We start from the raw sequence: 16,521 nt of genomic DNA, 5'->3' as shown, positions 1-16,521 counted from the left end.
GAATGTCTTCCTTCAGTCGGCAAAAAGATGCGGCGTCTCCGCCAGGGCGCGGGCCTGCGGCTCGGGCACCCCAAGGAACGCGGCCAGCGCCGCGGCGTTGCGATCGGGCCCCGCGGATTCCGAAATGGTCGCCAGATGGCGGAACCCCGCCTCCCTAAGGCGGTCCGCCTCGTGCTGCAGGTCGTTGCGCACGATGGGCAGCAGGCGGTGGACGATGTCGGACGGGGCGTCCGGGCTGACCAGGCCGACCCTGCCCATATGACCGCGGACGTAATCGTCGTCGAACCGGCTGTCCACGAACAGCACCCGCGTCTGCGCCCGGTCGGCGTCGAAATCGGCGATCAGGCTGACCGCCGACGGATCGACGCAGAACACCAGCCGGTCGCTGCCGAACTGCTCGAACATCAGCTTGACCAGCGCGCGGCGGTGACGCTCGCGCTTGTCCACGGTCGATGCCACGCCGCCCATGTCCGGCAGGTGCGCGTCCTGTTCGTTGAACACGTAATCGACCGCAGGAATGTCCGTAGCGGCGCGGATGGCCGCCGTCAGCCGCTTGGCGACGTGCCATTTCTTGGCCACCACGATCTGGACCACGCGTTCGGCGCCCAGACTGCCGTCCGTCTCCCAGAACCGCGGGGCAAAGCGGCGCCCGATGCGCCCGCGGCCGGTCAGAAAGCTGAACAGCCGCCGCCCCTCGGCCGAGATGGTGAAATCCTGCCCCGTGGCCTGCCACAGCGCGCCAAGGCGGGCGCGCAGTTCCTGCGCCTCGGGGCTTATCTTGCGGGCGAACAGGTAATCCTGGCGCAGCAGCAGGTCGTAATGGTCGTTGTGGAAATTGATCGGCATCCCGTAATCGCTGAAGATCAGGAAGGTCAGCGTGCGGGTGCGGATCTGCTGGCGCGGCACGACATGGGCCACCAGGGTCTGAAAGAACGTCTCGTCCGGGATCCAGGTGGTGCTGAAGAAGCGCACGATCTCGGGGCGCGCGCGGATCAGGTCCAGGATCGCCTCGACCGTCTGGCGGCGCAGGCACCACCATTGCGACCCGATCATCACCTGCAGATCGTCGGGCACCCGCCGCGTCAGCCCAAGCCGCTGCTGCAGCTGCAGGCTGGCATAGAACAGCGCCTTGTGGCTGCGTTCGTTGAACCAGTGGCGATAGATCAGCCGCTCCTTGCGCAGGCCGGTCTTGATCCAGTCGCTGTTGAAGAAGTCGAAGCTTTCGATGTAGTCGCAATCTTCGGCATCCAGATAATTGTACGCGAATTCCGCCGACTTGATCGGCATGCAGTCGCCCGACAGCATGTAGAAATGCGTGGCCTGGGGAAACGCCGTCTCGGCCGCGCGCAGAGCCTCCAGGGTGGCGGCGACCAGCGACCATTCCCCCCATCCGCATCTGCGCCGACGCGCCGCAAAGGTCACGCGGGGATGGTCGTCCAGCGCATCGCGGATCTGCTGGAACATCGCCCGCGGGGCACGCTTGTCGAAATGGATCGACACGTAATCCCCCGTCGCCGTCAGACGCCGCGCCTGATCGATCACACCCTGCGGGTCCTTGTGCATCAGCAGGATGAAGGCGATGCGTGCCATGCGCTGGACGGTCCCCCGGGGCCAAATAGGTGCAGTTTGACGTAAGGCGTTGAATATGTCTGCGGGTTTTGGTTTGAATGTGTAACCTTTTTTGTCGGTGGGACAAGCAGGACGGCCCGACGCCAGGACCTCTGACCCGCTGATCGCAAGCGAAGTGGATGTCACGATGGGTTTCCCCGGTGTCTGGATGACGGAAAGCGAAAGCCTGATCTATCGGGTGGTGCCGAAATGCGCCTGCTCGACGATCGGCCAGATCATGTTCCATTCCGACCACGGCCGCTTCTTCGACGGGGACATCCACGATTCGACCGACGGGCTGCACAAATGGGCCCAGGACCACAGCCACGATCCGATCGAACGCGCGGTCCGGGCGCGTTCGGGCGTGATTTTCACCTGCGTGCGCAACCCCTATGCCCGGCTGCTGTCGTCGTTCTTCGACAAGATCGCGGGCATCCAGCGCAACGGCCGCCGCTATCGCGGCAACCTGGTCCCGCAGCTGGTCCAGCGTTACGGCATCGACGTGGGCAGCCCCGACAACGGCTTCGAATTCGACCAGATCGCCAGTTTCCGCCGCTTTCTGCTGTTCGCGCGCGACACCGTCCGGTTCCGCAAGCCGATGGAGCCCGACATCCACTGGTCGGCCATGTCGGGCCACATCTCGACCTTCATCGTGAACGGCGGGCGCTACGACCAGATCTTCTTCACCGAGGCGTTCAACGAGGGCATGGCAAAGGTGCTGGCCGCCGCCGACACCAAAGTCGCGATCGATCTGGATCAGGTGCCCCGGTTCAACGAATCCGAAGGCCACGGCCCCAAGCGCGCGCATAAGGTCAGCGATTATTTCGACGACCTGTCGCGGCACCTGATCTGGGAGATCTACAAGGACGACTTCCGGCTGTTCCGCTACGACTTCGACGATCCGGACAACAAGATGCCCCTGGGCGAGGTCGACCTGGACGAGGTGCACGCCAAGCTGGGCCGCTGATCCGCCACCCGGCCATGAAAAACGGCGCCTCCCTTTTGGGGGCGCCGCAAATCCTGCCGCACCGGGGCGCGGCCAAAAGCGTGGATCAGACCGCGCCCTTGATGAAGGTCACCGCGTCGCCGACGGTCTGGATGGTTTCGGCGGCATCGTCGGGGATCTCGATCCCGAACTCTTCCTCGAACGCCATGACCAGCTCGACGGTGTCGAGGCTGTCGGCACCCAGGTCGTCGATGAACGAAGCGGATTCGACCACCTTGTCCTCGTCGACACCCAGATGCTCGACCACGATCTTCTTCACGCGATCAGCGATATCGCTCATGTCATATCCTCATTCTCGCGGGCATCCGCCCAAGTTTTGCACGGACACGCGGTCCGGTTCAGCACAGGGCGGTTCCCCTGCTGCTAAAGGCGGGGATATAGCACCCATGAACCCTCATGCAACCGATTTCGCACGGTTTCGTGCGCGCAATCCCGGCCGCGGACGCCGGGTCAGACCATCGCCATGCCGCCGTTGACGTGCAGCGTGGCCCCGGTGACATAGCTGGCCTCGGGGCTGGACAGGTACAGGACCGCGGCGGCGATCTCCTCGGCGCTGCCCATGCGGCCGGCGGGGATCTGGGTCAGGATCTTGCCCTTCTGGTCGTCGGTCAGCTTGTCGGTCATCGGCGTCTCGATAAAGCCGGGCGCCACGCAGTTCACCGTGATCCCGCGGCTGGCGACCTCGTAGGCCAGCGATTTCGACATGCCGACCACGCCCGCCTTGGCGGCGGCATAGTTGCCCTGCCCCGGATTGCCCGTGGCCCCCACGACCGAGGTGATGTTGACGATCCGCCCCCACCGCGCCTTCATCATGCCGCGCAGCACCGCGCGCGACAGCTTGAAGGTGCTGGTCAGGTTCACGTCCAGCACCTGCGCCCATTCGTCATCCGACATGCGCATGAACAGGTTGTCGCGCGTGATTCCGGCATTGTTGACCAGGATGTCGATCGACCCCATCGCCTCGGCCGCGGCCTTCGGCAGCGCCAGGACCGATTCCGCATCGCCCAGGTTCGCGGTCACGACATGCGCCCGCTCGCCCAGTCGGTCGGCCAGCGCGCGCAGCGGCGCCTCGCGGGTCCCGGACAGCGCAACCGTGGCTCCCGCCCCATGCAGCGCCTCGGCGATCGCGCCGCCGATCCCGCCCGACGCGCCAGTCACCAGCGCGGTCTTTCCCGTCAGATCGAACATCCCAAGCCTCTTCTTTTTTGTCCAAATACCCCCGGGGTCCGGGGCGGCGCCCCGGTCCGCCGGTCAGCCCTTCAGCGCCGCCACATCGGCAGGAGTGCCCACGTTGCGCACCGTCACGTCCTTGGCGATCCGCTTGATCATTCCCGACAGGGCCTTGCCCGCGCCGATCTCCCAAAACTCGGTGACGCCGCCCTCGGCCATCGTGGCGATCGACTCGCGCCAGCGCACGGTCCCGGTCACCTGCTCGACCAGCAGGCGGCGGATGGCGCCGGGCTCGGTCACGGCCTCGGCGCGCACGTTGGCGATCAAGGGCACGGCGGGGGGCTGGATGTCCACGCCCGCCAGCGCATCGGCCATGACCGCCGCGGCGGGCTGCATCAGCACCGAATGGAACGGCGCGGACACCGGCAGCATCAGCGCCCGCTTGGCGCCCGCGGCCTTCATCGCCTCGGCCGCGACCTCGACCGCCCCCTTGTGCCCCGAGATCACGACCTGCGCAGGGTCGTTGTCATTGGCGGCCTGCACGACCTCGTCGCCCCCGATCTCGCGGCAGATGCGGTCGACGGTCTCGAAGTCCAGACCCAGGATCGCGGCCATCGCGCCCACGCCCACCGGCACGGCCTCCTGCATGGCCTGACCGCGCAGGCGCAGCAGATGCGCGGTGTCGGCCAGCGTCAGCGACCCGGCCGCGCACAGCGCCGAATATTCGCCCAGTGAATGGCCCGCGACGAAATCGGCATTCGCGATGCTCAGGCCCTCCGCCTCCATCGCGCGGAACGCCGCGATCGACGTGGCCATCAGCGCGGGCTGGGCGTTCTGCGTCAGGGTCAGGGTGCCGGCGTCCCCCTCCCAGATCAGCGCGGACAGGCTCTCGCCCAAGGCCTCGTCCACCTCGTCGAAGACGGCGCGTGCCGCCGGATAGGCTTCGGCCAGTTCGCGGCCCATGCCGATGGTCTGGGCGCCTTGCCCCGGAAACACGAATGCCCGCATGGCGGTCCCCCCTGTGATCATTGCGTTGCAGATGGGCATAGCCGTTGGCGGCGCAAAGAAAAAGGGGCCACCGGGGGCCCCTTTTCAAACGTCAGGGACGGTGGACCCGATCAGCCGACCAGTTCCAGGCCCGAGAAGAAGAACGCGATCTCTTCCTTGGCGGTGTCGGCGGCGTCCGAACCGTGGACCGAGTTCTCGCCCATGGACAGCGCGAATTCCTTGCGGATGGTGCCCTCGTCGGCGTTGGCCGGGTTGGTGGCGCCCATCACTTCGCGGTTCTTGGCAATGGCGTTCTCGCCTTCCAGGACCTGCACGACGACCGGCTCGGAGGCCATGAACTCGACCAGCTCGCCATAGAAGGGACGGTCCTTGTGGACCTCGTAGAACTTGCCGGCCTGGGCGGGCGACAGGTGGATGCGCTTGGACGCGACGATGCGCAGGCCGGCCTCCTCGAACTTGGCGGCGATCTTGCCGGTCAAGTTGCGGCGGGTCGCGTCGGGCTTGATGATCGAGAGGGTGCGTTCGATGGCCATGGTCTTCACCTTGTCTGATGCGCGGGCCGGGCCCGCATGAAAGGAAATCCGCGCCCGGTTAGCAGGCTTGTCCGCCCCCGGCAAGGCGCGCGCGCAGGGCGGAACCCCCGGCCGCATCGGCGCCTTGTCCCGGTGCACTCTGCAGGAGACCCAATGACGCAGCTTTCCCCGGCCCCCGCGCCCGCCCCGCCGACGGCCCGGCGATCCCTGACCACCGGCACCATCGTGGCCACGCTGGCGCTGGCCGTGCTGCTGGCGGCGGCCTGGTTCTGGTCGAACCTGCTGCTGATGTCCTTTGCGGCGATCCTAATCGCCATCGCGCTGCGCGCCGGCGCACGGGGGCTGAACCGGCTTCTGGGCCTGAACGTCAAGCTGGGCGTGCTGGTCGTGCTGCTGGGGGTGATGGCGGTGCTGGCGCTTCTGGTGCGGCTGGCCGGACCGTCCGTCGGGGACCAGTTCGGTCAGCTGGCCGATGCCCTGCCCGGCTCGTGGCAGGCCATCCAGGACTGGGCGTCATCGTGGCCCGTCGCCGACACGGTGATCCAGCGCGGAGAGGCTGCCGCCGGAGAGGACAACGCCATGCAGCTGGCACAGCGCCTGCCCGACGTGTTCGGCATGGTCCTGGGCGGCCTGAATTCGGTCCTGGGCAGCCTGTCCTCGGCCTTCCTGCTGCTGATCCTGTCGCTCTACATCGCGATGGAGGCGGACCTGTATCACGGCGGCGCCCTGCGCCTGGTGTCCCTGCCCCGCCGCGCGCGGGCGGCGCAGATCATGGACGAGCTGGGCGAACAGCTGGGCCGCTGGATGGCGGGCCAGGCGCTGGACATGGGCATCGTCGCCGTGCTGGCCGGGATCGGCCTTTACCTGCTGGACGTGCCGCTGGCCTTCATCCTGGCGGTGATCGCGGGCCTGACCAACATCGTGCCGATCATCGGGCCGTTCTTCTCGGGCGCGATCGCGGTGGTCGTGGCGGCGCCGCAGGGGCTGGATACGGCCATCTACGTCGCGCTGCTGTTCACCGTCATCCAGGTCTTCGAGGGCGAGGTGCTGATGCCGATGATCCAGAAATACGCGGTCCAGCTGCCCCCGGCCCTGACCGTGCTGGCCATCGTCGCGGTCGGTGCGCTGTTCGGGCTGGTCGCGGTGATCCTGGCCACGCCGCTGCTGATCGTGGTCATGCATCTTGTCCGCCGCATCTATGTCGAGGACGTGCTGGGCGACCGCATGGACTGACCCCCTGCCGCATCGCGCGGCAGGGCATGCAACTTTTGCGTGCGCGGATGCACGCCCGGTCGTGATTTCGACACATGATCCGCCTATGCTGCGGGTGACATTGACCGGGGGTCGCGCGATGCAACCGTTCTGCAAGGGCCGCTATCGTGCCCGCCTGGCCGAAACGCCGGGCGATCTGCGCGAATCACAGCGGCTGCGCTGGTTGGCCTTCGTTGCGCGCACGGGCCGGTCCGACGACGGACAGTCACTGGACGCGGACCATCTGGACGACGACTGCCGCCACATGCTGATCCACGACCTGCGGGATGATCGGCTGGTCTGCAGCTTCCGATTTCTGCCACTGGCCGACGGTTCCCAGATCGCGCGCAGCTATTCGGCGCAGTTCTACGATCTGGCCGCGCTTGGCCGATTCGACGGTCCGATGGTCGAGATGGGGCGGTTCTGCCTGCATCCCGACTGCCACGACCCGGACGTGATCCGCCTGGCCTGGGGCGCGCTGACCCGTTTCATCGAGGAGACCGGGATCGAGATGCTGTTCGGCTGTTCCAGCTTCAGCGGCCTCGACCCCGAGACCCATGCCGAGGCCTTTGCCATGCTCAAGGACCGCCACCTGGCGCCACGACGCTGGTGGCCGCGCGTCAAGGCGCCGACCGTGTTCCGCTTTGCCCGCGCCCTGCGCCTGCGCCAGCCCGACCCCCGCCGCGCGGCAGAGACGATGCCGCCCTTGCTGCGCAGCTATCTGGCGATGGGGGGCTGGGTCAGCGACCATGCCGTCGTCGATCCGGCGCTGATGACCATGCATGTCTTCACCGGGGTCGAGATCCGCGCCATCCCTCCCGCCCGCCGCCGCCTGCTGCACGCGCTGGCCCAGCAGCCCGCCTGACATCCGCCCCGAAAACGGGCACGCTGCCCAAACCGTGGGCACATGCGGGCGATCTGCCCTTGGCGGGTGCAGGATGGCCGGGGGCGGTGATTGACCTTGCCCGATGTCCGGCGCCCCTTGCCCCCATGTTCGACACCGGTGCCCCATCCATCCGCATGCAGCGCAGCCACGGGGCGGCGCATGTGGTCATGGGGCCGCGCGGCCTGATCGACCTGGCCCAGCGCGGGTCGGCCAAGGCGATGCTGCCCCGCATGACCGCGGGCCTGCCCGAGATCGTGTTCCTGAACACCGCGGGCGGGTTGGCATCGGGCGACGGGCTGTCCTTTGGCGTGGACCTGCGGGCGGGTACGCGCGCCCTGGCCACGACCCAGACCGCCGAACGCGCCTATCGCGCGACGGGCGCGCCTGCGCGGGCCTCGGTCGCAATAACGGTCGGCGCCGGCGGCTGGCTGGACTGGGTGCCGCAGGAGACGATCCTTTATGACGATGCGCGGCTGGAGCGGGACACGACCGTCGATCTGGCCCCCGGCGCGGGCTGCCTGCTGCTGGAGATGCTGGTCCTGGGCCGCCTGGCCATGGGCGAACGCCCAACGCGGCTGCATCTGCGCGACCGCCGCGTGGTGCGCCGCGCGGGTCGCGTGATCCACCACGATGCGCTGTCGCTGGACGACGACGCGCTTGCGCGGCTGGCGAACCCGGCCATGACCGCGGGTGCCCCGGCGCTGGCCACGCTGGCGATGATCGCGGATGACGCGCCCGACCGGCTGGCCGCCGCCCGCGCCGTTCTGGACGAGCCCGGCGTGACGGCCGCCGCCAGCGCCCCCCCCGGCCGGCTGGTCATCCGCCTGCTGGCCGTCGATGGCTGGCCCCTGCGACGGCAGATCAACCGAGTGCTGCGCGCCTTGCGCCCCGATCCCCTTCCCCGCATCTGGCAGGTCTGACGATGAACCTTTCCCCCCGCGAACGCGAGAAACTGCTGGTCTCGGTGGCCGCCATGGTGGCGCGTGGCCGCCTGTCGCGCGGCGTCAAGCTGAACCACCCCGAGGCGATCGCGCTGATCACCGATTACGTGGTCGAAGGCGCGCGCGACGGACGATCCGTCGCCGACCTGATGCAGGCGGGCGCCCATGTGATCACCGCCGATCAGTGCATGCCCGGCATCCCCGCCATGATCGAATCCGTCCAGGTCGAGGCGACCTTTCCCGACGGGACCAAGCTGGTCACCGTCCACCACCCCATCCGCGAGGCCGCAGAATGAACGCCCTGATGAAACGCCTGACGCTTGCCGCCACCCTGCTGCCCTCGGCCGCGCTGGCCCATCCCGGCCATGTCCACGATGAGGGCCAGCTCATCCACGGACTGGCCCACCCGGTGGGCGGGGCCGATCACCTGCTGGCGATGGTGGCGCTTGGCCTGCTGGCCGCGCAGTTGGGCGGGCGGGCGGTCTGGGCGCTGCCCGCGACCTTCGTGGGCGCGATGCTGGCGGGCGGCGCGATGGGCGCGGGCGGCATGGGCTTGCCAGTGGTCGAGCCGATGATCCTGGCCTCTGTCGTGATCCTCGGCGTGCTGGTCGCGATGGCCGCGCGTCTGCCGATGGCGGCGCTGGTCCCGATGGTCGCGCTGTTTGGCGCGGCCCATGGCTGGGCGCATGGGGCCGAGGGTCCGGCGACCGGCCTGCCCCTCTATGCGGCGGGCTTTGCGCTGGCCACCATGGCGCTGCATCTGGGCGGCATCGCCTTTGGCCGCCTGTTGTCGCGGGGGCTGGAGCTGCGCGTGTTGGGCGGCGGCACTGCGCTGGCGGGCCTGGCGCTGACGGTGGCGTGACATGATTCCGGGTGAGATCCTGCCCGCCGAGGGCACCATCGCGCTGAACGACGGACGCGCGACGATCACGCTGATGATCGCCAATACCGGCGACCGGCCCATCCAGGTCGGCAGCCATTACCATTTCGCGGAAACCAACGCCGCGCTGGACTTCGACCGCGCGGCGGCGCGCGGCATGCGCCTGGCCATCCCCGCAGGCACCGCCGTTCGGTTCGAGCCGGGCCAGTCGCGTCAGGTCACGTTGGTGGGCTATGCGGGCGACCGCATCGTCCACGGCTTTCGCGGCCAGATCGGGGGTGCGCTGTGACCACCCTGTCGCGCGACGATTACGCGGCGCTTTACGGCCCCACGAAAGGCGACCGCATCCGGTTGGCGGACACGGAAATCATCATCGAGGTCGAGCGCGACCTGACCATCCCCGGAGAGGAGGTCAAGTTCGGCGGCGGCAAGGTCGTCCGTGACGGCATGGGCCAAAGCCAGATCACCCGCGCGGGCGGCGCGATGGACACGGTCATCACCGGCGTCGTGGTCTTTGACCACCAGGGCATCGTCAAGGCGGACGTGGGCATCCGCGACGGCATGATCGCGGGCATCGGCAAGGCCGGCAACCCCGACACCCAGCCCGGCGTCACCCTGATCATCGGCCCCGGGACCGAGATCATCGCCGGAGAGGGGCGCATCCTGACCCCCGGCGGCTTTGACTGCCACATCCATTACATCTGCCCGCAGCAGGTGGACCACGCGCTGCATTCCGGCGTCACGACGCTTCTGGGCGGCGGCACCGGGCCCGCGCATGGCACGCTGGCCACGACCTGCACGCCGGGCCCGTGGCACATCGCCCGCATGCTGGAGGCCTGCGCCGACCTGCCGGTCAATATCGGCATCGCGGGCAAGGGAAATGCGTCGATCGCGGCGCCGCTGGAGGAGCAGATCCGCGCGGGCGCCTGCGCGCTGAAGCTGCACGAGGATTGGGGCACCACGCCCAAGGCCATCGACACCTGCCTGAGCGTCGCCGACGCGATGGACGTGCAGGTGATGATCCACACCGACACGCTGAACGAATCGGGCTTTGTCGAGGACACGATGGCCGCCATCGGCGGACGCACCATCCACGCCTATCACACCGAAGGCGCGGGCGGCGGGCACGCCCCCGACATCATCCGCATGGTCGGCATGGCGAACGTGCTGCCGTCATCGACCAACCCCACGCGCCCCTACACCGCCAACACGGTGGAAGAGCATCTGGACATGCTGATGGTGTGCCACCACCTGGACCGCCGCGTCCCCGAGGACGTGGCCTTTGCCGAGAGCCGCATCCGCAAGGAGACCATCGCGGCCGAGGACATCCTGCACGATCTGGGCGCGTTTTCGGTGATCTCATCCGACAGCCAGGCGATGGGCCGGATCGGAGAGGTGATCATCCGCACCTGGCAGACCGCGTCCAAGATGCGCCAGCAGCGTGGGCGGCTGGCGGAGGAGCAGGGCCAGAACGACAACATCCGCGCGCGCCGCTACATCGCGAAATACACGATCAACCCGGCCATCGCGCATGGGGTCAGCGGCCATATCGGCTCGATCACCCCGGGCAAGCGCGCCGATCTGGTCCTGTGGTCGCCCGCCTTCTTCGCGGCCAAGCCCGAGATGGTGCTGGTCGGCGGGCAGATCAGCGTGGCGCAGATGGGCGATCCGAACGGCTCGATCCCGGTGCAGCCGATCTTTTCGCGACCCATGTGGGGGCATAACCGCCGCGCTTCGGCGCTGTTCCTGTCGCGTGCCGGTCTGGAGGCCGGGGCCGGAGAGGCGCTGTCCAAGACCCTGATCGCGGTCGAGAACACCCGCGACATCGGCAAGCGCGACATGGCGATGAACGACGCCATGCCCGCAATCGAGGTCGATCCCGAGACCTACGAGGTCCGGGCCGATGGACAATTGTTAACCTGCGAGCCCGCGACGGAACTGCCGCTGGCACAGCGCTATTTCCTCTTCTGAGAGGGAGGACCCCACCATGATCGCAACCGCACATTCCATCATCCGCAACGCCCCTGCACCATTCGACGCCGAGGTCAGCCTGGACTATGAAGGCCGCCTGCTGCGCCGCAAGCGCCTGTCCTGCGAGGGGGGCGACTTCATGGTCGACCTGCCCGAGGTCACCAGCCTGGACGACGGCGACGCGTTCGAGCTGTCCGACGGCCGCCAAGTCGTCGTGCGCGCGGCGCCGGAACCGGTGCTGGTCATCCGCGGCAACCTGCCCCGGCTGGCCTGGCACATCGGCAACCGCCACACCCCCTGCCGGATCGAGGCCGACCGCCTGGTTATCCGCCAGGATCACGTGCTGGAGGCGATGCTGAAGCAGCTGGGCGCGGACATGTGCCGCAAGGACATGCCCTTCCGTCCCGAAGGCGGCGCCTATGGCCACGGCCGCACCTTCGGCCATGACCACGGCCCCGCAACGAACCACCCCCATGGCGCGGGCGAACACACGCATTCCCACGCGGAAAGCCATAGCCACGCGCATGCGCATGCCGAAAGCCACAGCCACGCGCATGACCACGCCTGAGGCCGCCCGCCTGCAGCTGTCGCAACTGCTGTCGCCCGCCTTTCCGGTGGGCGGCTTTGCTTGGTCGCAGGGCTTGGAATACGCGATGGACGGAGCTTGGGTAACGCGCGCGACGCTGCCGCAATGGCTGGCCGATTGGCTGGACCACGGCGCGGGCTGGGCCGATGCGGTGCTGCTGTCGCTGGCCCTGCGGCCTGATGTTGACCACGCAGATCTGGACGACCTGGCCCGGGCGGCCTGCATGAGCAGCCAGCGCCTGGCCGAGACCACTGAGCAGGGCGCGGCCTTCGCCGCCAACATGGCCGCGCTGACCGGGTCGCCGCAGCCGCCCGTGGCCCTGCCCGTCGCCATGGGCCGCGCCTGCGCCGCCCTGCCCCTGCCTCCGGCAGAGATCATCGCGGCCTTCCTGCAGGCGCAGGCGGCGGCGCTGATCAGCGCGGCGGTGCGGTTCCTGCCCCTGGGCCCGGTCGAGGGACAGCGAATGCTGGCCGCCCTGCAGCCGCGCATCCTGGACCGGGCCGCCTGCGCCGTCACGGCCATGCCCGACGATCTGACCAGCGCCACCTGGGGCGCCGACATCGCCGCGATGGCCCACGAAACCATGACCACAAGGATCTTCCGCTCATGAGCTTGAATGGCCCTCTCCGCGTCGGCATCGGCGGTCCCGTCGGCGCCGGCAAGACGACGCTGACCGAACAGATCGCCCGCGCGCTGGCCCCCCGCCTGTCGATGGCGGTGATCACCAACGACATCTATACCCGCGAGGATGCCGAGGCGCTGATGCGCGCCCAGGTCCTGCCTGTCGAACGCATCCGCGGCGTGGAAACCGGCGGCTGTCCGCATACCGCCATCCGCGAGGATGCCAGCATCAACCTCGCCGCCATCGCCGATCTGAACGCGGCCTTCCCGGATCTAGAGCTGATCCTGATCGAATCGGGTGGCGACAACCTGGCCGCGACCTTCAGCCCGGAACTGGCCGACCTGACGATCTATGTGATCGACACGGCCGCGGGGCAGGACATTCCCCGCAAGCGCGGCCCGGGCCTTGCGCGGTCCGACCTCTTGGTGGTGAACAAGACAGACCTGGCCCCGCATGTCGGCGTCGATGCCGCACTGCTGGAAAAGGATGCACATGAGGCACGGGGACCCCGTCCCGTGGTCATGGCCCAGCTGCGTCACGGCCGCGGCGTGCAGCAGATCGTCGATTTCCTGGTCGAACAGGGCGGCCTGACGCCTCGCGCGGCGTAACTTTGCCCGGCGGGCGGGCATTTGCCCCGCCCACTGCCGAAGTCCGCGCCACTGCCTGCGCGGGGCGCGCAGGGACTGCTGAAATCCTGTCCAACTGCCCGATTTTCCCCTCTTTCTGCACATGCGAAGGCCGCGCGCCTTCCCAAGGACAACAGGGACACCGGCCGACGCGCCGGGGGGAAAAGGGTAACGATGACCAAGCTGACCAAGATCCTGATGCTGACCAGCGCCCTGACGCTGGCCCACGCCGCCCATGCGCAGGAGGGCGAGCCGATCAAGATCGGCGTGCTGCATTCACTGTCGGGCACCATGGCGATCTCGGAAACCACGCTGAAGGACACCGTCCTGATGCTGGTCGAACAGCAGAATGCCAAGGGAGGCGTGCTGGGACGCCCGCTGGAAGCGGTGGTCGTCGATCCGGCCTCCGACTGGCCGCTGTTCGCCGAAAAGGCGCGCGAGCTGCTGACCGTCAGCGACGTGGACGCGATCTTCGGCTGCTGGACCAGCGTCAGCCGCAAGTCGGTCCTGCCCGTGATCGAGGAGCTGAACGGCCTTCTGTTCTATCCCGTCCAGTACGAGGGCGAGGAATCGTCCATGAACGTGATCTATACCGGCGCCGCCCCGAACCAGCAGGCGATCCCCGCCGTCGACTACATGCGCGACGAGCTGGGCGTGGAAAGCTGGGCGCTTCTGGGCACCGACTATGTCTATCCGCGCACCACGAACAACATCCTGGATGCCTATCTTAAGGATAACGGCACCGCACCCGAGGACATCTTCGTCAACTACACCCCCTTCGGGCATTCCGACTGGTCCAAGATCGTGGCCGATGTCGTGGCGCTTGGCGCGGGCGGCAAGAAGGTCGGCGTCGTGTCCACCATCAACGGCGACGCGAACGTTGGCTTCTACAAGGAGCTGGCCGCGGCCGGCGTGTCGGCGGACGACATTCCGGTCATGGCGTTTTCCGTGGGCGAGGAGGAGCTGTCGGGCCTGGATACCGCCAACCTGGTCGGCCACCTGGCCGCCTGGAACTATTTCCAGACCGCCGAATCGGAGGCGAACACCGCCTTCATCGAGGAGTGGAAGGCCTTCACCGGCGATGCGGACCGCGTGACCAACGACCCGATGGAGGCCACCGTCATCGGCTTCAACGCCTGGGTCGCTGCGGTCGAGGCTGCGGGCACCACCGACGTGGACACGGTTCTTGACGCGATCGTCGGCGTCGAGGTGCCGAACCTGACCGGCGGCACGGCCACCGTCCTGCCCAACCACCACATCACCAAGCCCGTCCTGATCGGAGAGATCCGCGAGGACGGCCAGTTCGACATCGTCAGCCAGACCGACCCCGTGCCGGGCGATGCTTGGACCGACTTCCTGCCGGAATCGGCGGTGCTGGACGCCGACTGGCCGGGCAAGGACTGCGGCATGTTCAACACGGAAACGGACAGCTGCGTCCAGGTCCAGTCGAACTACTGACGTGACGGTCGGGCGGCCCCGCGCCGCCCGGCCCTTCGTGCGAAGGAAGCCCCCGTGATCCGCCATCGTCTTCTTGCCTGCGCGCTTGCGCTGATCCTGCCGTGGTCGGCGCAGGCCAACCCGGCCCTGCAAGCCGTCATCGACGCGAACCTGGACCAGATTGAACGTCCCTCGCGCCAGACGGTCGGGCCACTGGTCGACCAGATCGCGGCGACCGGCCCCGAGGGCCTGGCGATGCTGCAGGCCTGGGCCGACCGCAGCCTGGGCCTGACGGAAACCGGCCAGGTTCTGATCATGGACGACGACACGGCCACGGACGCTGTGACCGGCGATGCGGTCGCGGGGGCCGATCCGCGCATGCTGCGCCCCAATTCCGGCGTGCGCGGCGTGATCGAGGCGGCGCTGGCCGCGGGCGCGCTGACCGACCCAGACCCCGCGCGGCGGGCGGCCGCGCTGCAGTCGCTGGAACGCGGCGCGGCACCCGACCAGCTGCCGCTGCTGCGCGCGGCCTTGGACGATCCCGACCCCGTGCTGGCGGCGCGCAAGGCGCGGCTGGAACGCCTGCTGACCATCCAGCACGACCCCGACAGCGCCGCCCGCGTCGCCGCGATCGAGGAGATGGCGGGCGACGTCGGCTTGGATTTCCGCGCCGCGCTGAACCCGCTTCTGGTGACCCGCGCGGTGGTGGCCCCCGACACGCCGCCGGGCGCCAATGTCGCGCGCGAGCTGACCCCCGGCGACGCGGGCCTGCCGCGCGAGGCGGCCCTGGCCCAGCTGGTCCAGCAGGACCTGCTGCAGCCGCCCCTGTCGGGTGCCGATCAGCGCGCGGCGCTGGCCGCCAACATCACCGACGGGGCGGTGGCGGGCGTGCCCGTGGACCACCTGTCCGACCAGGCCGCCCGCGACCGCGCCTATCAGGCGCTGGAGGCGGCAGGCGCCGTCCCCCCCGCCGCGACCGAGACCGAGATCCAGGCCGCCCTGGACGCCAGCCGCTTCTTCGAGGTCTATGCCGAACCCGACCCCGCGGTGACGGACGCGGCCAAGGCCGCCCAGATCCGCGCCCAGGTGCGCCTTGGCGCGATGACCGGGATCGACCTGGGGCTGGACGCGCTGTCGCTGGCCTCGATCTATTTCCTGGCGGCGATCGGGCTGGCCGTCACCTTCGGCGTCATGCGGGTCATCAACATGGCCCATGGCGAATTCATCATGATGGGCGCCTATACCGCCTACACGGTCCAGACCGTCATCGCGGACCGCACGCTGTCGCTGGTGGTGGCGCTGCCCCTGGCCTTCGTGGTGACCGCGCTGGCGGGGGTGGTTCTGTACCGTCTGGTGATCCGGCACCTGGCCAACCGCCCGCTGGAGACGCTGCTGGCGACCTTCGGCGTGTCCATCGCGTTGCAGCAGCTGGCCAAGAACATCTTCGGCACCCAGGCCCGCCCGCTGACCGCCCCCGCCTGGCTGGAGGGGTCGATCACCGTGAACGACGTCATCGGCATCAGCGCGATCCGGGTTGCGATCTTCGTGCTGGCACTGCTGTTCCTGGGGCTGTTCCTGTTCATCATGAAGCGCACACGCTTGGGCCTTGAGGTCCGCGCCGTCACCCAGAACCCCGGCATGGCGGCATCCATGGGCATCAACCCCGACCGAATCGCCATGATGACCTTCGGTCTGGGGTCCGGCATCGCGGGGATCGCAGGCGTGGCGATCGGTCTGTTCGCGCAGGTGACGTCGGAAATCGGCCAGCAATACATCGTCCAAAGCTTCATGACCGTGGTCGTGGGCGGCGTGGGCAACATCTGGGGCACGCTGGCGGGGGCCACCCTGATCGGCGGACTGTCCAAGGTGATCGAGTTCATGAACCCCGCCAATACGCTGGCCGCCCAGACCTTCATGATCCTGTTCATCATCATCTTCATCCAGTTCCGGCCGCGCGGGATCATCCCGCAGCGCGGTCGCGCGGCCGAGGCGTAAG

The 16,521-nt window shown here is 68.4% G+C and carries 18 protein-coding genes; 13 read left to right on the top strand and 5 right to left on the bottom strand.

The window, feature by feature from the left end; genetic code table 11:
• Positions 1-12: 12 nt before the first annotated feature.
• Complete coding sequence (locus EOJ32_RS05005) at positions 13-1,590, bottom strand: DUF5928 domain-containing protein (RefSeq protein ID WP_045981764.1); 1,578 nt, start codon at positions 1,588-1,590, stop codon at positions 13-15.
• A 166-nt stretch (positions 1,591-1,756) separates the two neighbouring features.
• Here EOJ32_RS05005 and EOJ32_RS05000 point away from each other — a divergent pair, with 166 nt between their 5' ends.
• Positions 1,757-2,575, top strand: a complete 819-nt coding sequence (locus EOJ32_RS05000; protein ID WP_127897891.1) for a sulfotransferase family protein — start codon at positions 1,757-1,759, stop codon at positions 2,573-2,575.
• Between the two features lie 85 nt (positions 2,576-2,660).
• On the opposite strand, the gene EOJ32_RS04995 is transcribed toward EOJ32_RS05000, so the two are convergent.
• From EOJ32_RS04995 to ndk, 4 genes are all read right to left on the bottom strand, one after another.
• A complete protein-coding gene (locus EOJ32_RS04995) occupies positions 2,661-2,894 on the bottom strand; it encodes an acyl carrier protein (protein WP_042251881.1) in 234 nt (77 codons plus the stop codon).
• 170 nt (positions 2,895-3,064) lie between these two features.
• Positions 3,065-3,802 (bottom strand): 3-oxoacyl-ACP reductase FabG, encoded by a 738-nt coding sequence (gene fabG / locus EOJ32_RS04990; RefSeq protein ID WP_127897890.1) that lies wholly within the window; start codon positions 3,800-3,802, stop codon positions 3,065-3,067.
• Positions 3,803-3,865: 63 nt separating this feature from the next.
• Complete coding sequence (gene fabD / locus EOJ32_RS04985; RefSeq protein ID WP_127897889.1) at positions 3,866-4,792, bottom strand: ACP S-malonyltransferase; 927 nt, start codon at positions 4,790-4,792, stop codon at positions 3,866-3,868.
• A gap of 110 nt (positions 4,793-4,902) precedes the next feature.
• The gene (gene ndk, locus EOJ32_RS04980) at positions 4,903-5,325 is read right to left on the bottom strand and encodes a nucleoside-diphosphate kinase (protein WP_045981761.1); all 423 of its coding nucleotides are present in this window, start codon (positions 5,323-5,325) and stop codon (positions 4,903-4,905) included.
• Between the two features lie 153 nt (positions 5,326-5,478).
• Here ndk and EOJ32_RS04975 point away from each other — a divergent pair, with 153 nt between their 5' ends.
• The 12 genes from EOJ32_RS04975 to urtB all read left to right on the top strand — a co-directional run bounded on the left by EOJ32_RS04975 (position 5,479) and on the right by urtB (position 16,520).
• Positions 5,479-6,558, top strand: coding sequence for an AI-2E family transporter (locus tag EOJ32_RS04975; RefSeq protein ID WP_164871396.1), 1,080 nt, complete (start codon positions 5,479-5,481; stop codon positions 6,556-6,558).
• A 118-nt stretch (positions 6,559-6,676) separates the two neighbouring features.
• Positions 6,677-7,441, top strand: coding sequence for a GNAT family N-acetyltransferase (locus EOJ32_RS04970; protein ID WP_127897887.1), 765 nt, complete (start codon positions 6,677-6,679; stop codon positions 7,439-7,441).
• Between the two features lie 125 nt (positions 7,442-7,566).
• A complete protein-coding gene (locus EOJ32_RS04965; RefSeq protein WP_127897886.1) occupies positions 7,567-8,382 on the top strand; it encodes an urease accessory protein UreD in 816 nt (271 codons plus the stop codon).
• A 2-nt stretch (positions 8,383-8,384) separates the two neighbouring features.
• Positions 8,385-8,699, top strand: coding sequence for an urease subunit gamma (locus EOJ32_RS04960; RefSeq protein ID WP_046000035.1), 315 nt, complete (start codon positions 8,385-8,387; stop codon positions 8,697-8,699).
• 8 nt (positions 8,700-8,707) lie between these two features.
• The gene (locus EOJ32_RS04955; protein ID WP_127897885.1) at positions 8,708-9,265 is read left to right on the top strand and encodes a HupE/UreJ family protein; all 558 of its coding nucleotides are present in this window, start codon (positions 8,708-8,710) and stop codon (positions 9,263-9,265) included.
• Position 9,266: 1 nt separating this feature from the next.
• Entirely contained in the window at positions 9,267-9,572 is a 306-nt protein-coding gene (locus EOJ32_RS04950) for an urease subunit beta (protein ID WP_045981756.1), read from the top strand.
• Complete coding sequence (ureC, locus tag EOJ32_RS04945; RefSeq protein ID WP_127897884.1) at positions 9,569-11,254, top strand: urease subunit alpha; 1,686 nt, start codon at positions 9,569-9,571, stop codon at positions 11,252-11,254. The genes EOJ32_RS04950 and ureC overlap by 4 nt, the downstream gene beginning before the upstream one ends.
• 16 nt (positions 11,255-11,270) lie before the next feature.
• Entirely contained in the window at positions 11,271-11,822 is a 552-nt protein-coding gene (locus EOJ32_RS04940) for an urease accessory protein UreE (protein ID WP_127897883.1), read from the top strand.
• Positions 11,809-12,450, top strand: a complete 642-nt coding sequence (locus EOJ32_RS04935) for an urease accessory protein UreF (RefSeq protein ID WP_127897882.1) — start codon at positions 11,809-11,811, stop codon at positions 12,448-12,450. The genes EOJ32_RS04940 and EOJ32_RS04935 overlap by 14 nt, the downstream gene beginning before the upstream one ends.
• Positions 12,447-13,070: an urease accessory protein UreG gene (gene ureG, locus EOJ32_RS04930; RefSeq protein ID WP_127897881.1), complete on the top strand. Its 624-nt coding sequence runs from the start codon at positions 12,447-12,449 to the stop codon at positions 13,068-13,070. Before EOJ32_RS04935 ends, ureG begins: the two co-directional genes overlap by 4 nt.
• A gap of 216 nt (positions 13,071-13,286) precedes the next feature.
• The gene (gene urtA, locus EOJ32_RS04925; protein ID WP_205963202.1) at positions 13,287-14,546 is read left to right on the top strand and encodes an urea ABC transporter substrate-binding protein; all 1,260 of its coding nucleotides are present in this window, start codon (positions 13,287-13,289) and stop codon (positions 14,544-14,546) included.
• A 54-nt stretch (positions 14,547-14,600) separates the two neighbouring features.
• On the top strand, positions 14,601-16,520 hold the full coding sequence (gene urtB, locus EOJ32_RS04920) for an urea ABC transporter permease subunit UrtB (RefSeq protein ID WP_371705949.1): 1,920 nt from the start codon (positions 14,601-14,603) through the stop codon (positions 16,518-16,520).
• The last annotated feature ends 1 nt before the right edge of the window (position 16,521 follow it).

The sequence above is a fragment of the Paracoccus sp. Arc7-R13 genome, from assembly GCF_004010775.1.
Taxonomy (GTDB): Bacteria; Pseudomonadota; Alphaproteobacteria; order Rhodobacterales; family Rhodobacteraceae; genus Paracoccus; species Paracoccus marcusii.
Note: the sequence above shows the minus strand (reverse complement) of the source record. Positions and strands in the feature narration are given on the sequence as shown.

Coding starts and splice junctions, on each gene's coding strand:
- EOJ32_RS05000 (WP_127897891.1), top strand. CDS start 1,757: ATGGGTTTCCCCGGTGTCTGGATGACGGAAAGCGAAAGCCTGATCTAT.
- EOJ32_RS04940 (WP_127897883.1), top strand. CDS start 11,271: ATGATCGCAACCGCACATTCCATCATCCGCAACGCCCCTGCACCATTC.
- EOJ32_RS04950 (WP_045981756.1), top strand. CDS start 9,267: ATGATTCCGGGTGAGATCCTGCCCGCCGAGGGCACCATCGCGCTGAAC.
- urtA (WP_205963202.1), top strand. CDS start 13,287: ATGCTGACCAGCGCCCTGACGCTGGCCCACGCCGCCCATGCGCAGGAG.
- EOJ32_RS05005 (WP_045981764.1), bottom strand. CDS start 1,590: ATGGCACGCATCGCCTTCATCCTGCTGATGCACAAGGACCCGCAGGGT.
- EOJ32_RS04955 (WP_127897885.1), top strand. CDS start 8,708: ATGAAACGCCTGACGCTTGCCGCCACCCTGCTGCCCTCGGCCGCGCTG.
- EOJ32_RS04970 (WP_127897887.1), top strand. CDS start 6,677: ATGCAACCGTTCTGCAAGGGCCGCTATCGTGCCCGCCTGGCCGAAACG.
- EOJ32_RS04935 (WP_127897882.1), top strand. CDS start 11,809: ATGACCACGCCTGAGGCCGCCCGCCTGCAGCTGTCGCAACTGCTGTCG.
- EOJ32_RS04975 (WP_164871396.1), top strand. CDS start 5,479: ATGACGCAGCTTTCCCCGGCCCCCGCGCCCGCCCCGCCGACGGCCCGG.
- fabG (WP_127897890.1), bottom strand. CDS start 3,802: ATGTTCGATCTGACGGGAAAGACCGCGCTGGTGACTGGCGCGTCGGGC.
- ureG (WP_127897881.1), top strand. CDS start 12,447: ATGAGCTTGAATGGCCCTCTCCGCGTCGGCATCGGCGGTCCCGTCGGC.
- EOJ32_RS04965 (WP_127897886.1), top strand. CDS start 7,567: ATGTTCGACACCGGTGCCCCATCCATCCGCATGCAGCGCAGCCACGGG.
- EOJ32_RS04995 (WP_042251881.1), bottom strand. CDS start 2,894: ATGAGCGATATCGCTGATCGCGTGAAGAAGATCGTGGTCGAGCATCTG.
- ndk (WP_045981761.1), bottom strand. CDS start 5,325: ATGGCCATCGAACGCACCCTCTCGATCATCAAGCCCGACGCGACCCGC.
- EOJ32_RS04960 (WP_046000035.1), top strand. CDS start 8,385: ATGAACCTTTCCCCCCGCGAACGCGAGAAACTGCTGGTCTCGGTGGCC.
- fabD (WP_127897889.1), bottom strand. CDS start 4,792: ATGCGGGCATTCGTGTTTCCGGGGCAAGGCGCCCAGACCATCGGCATG.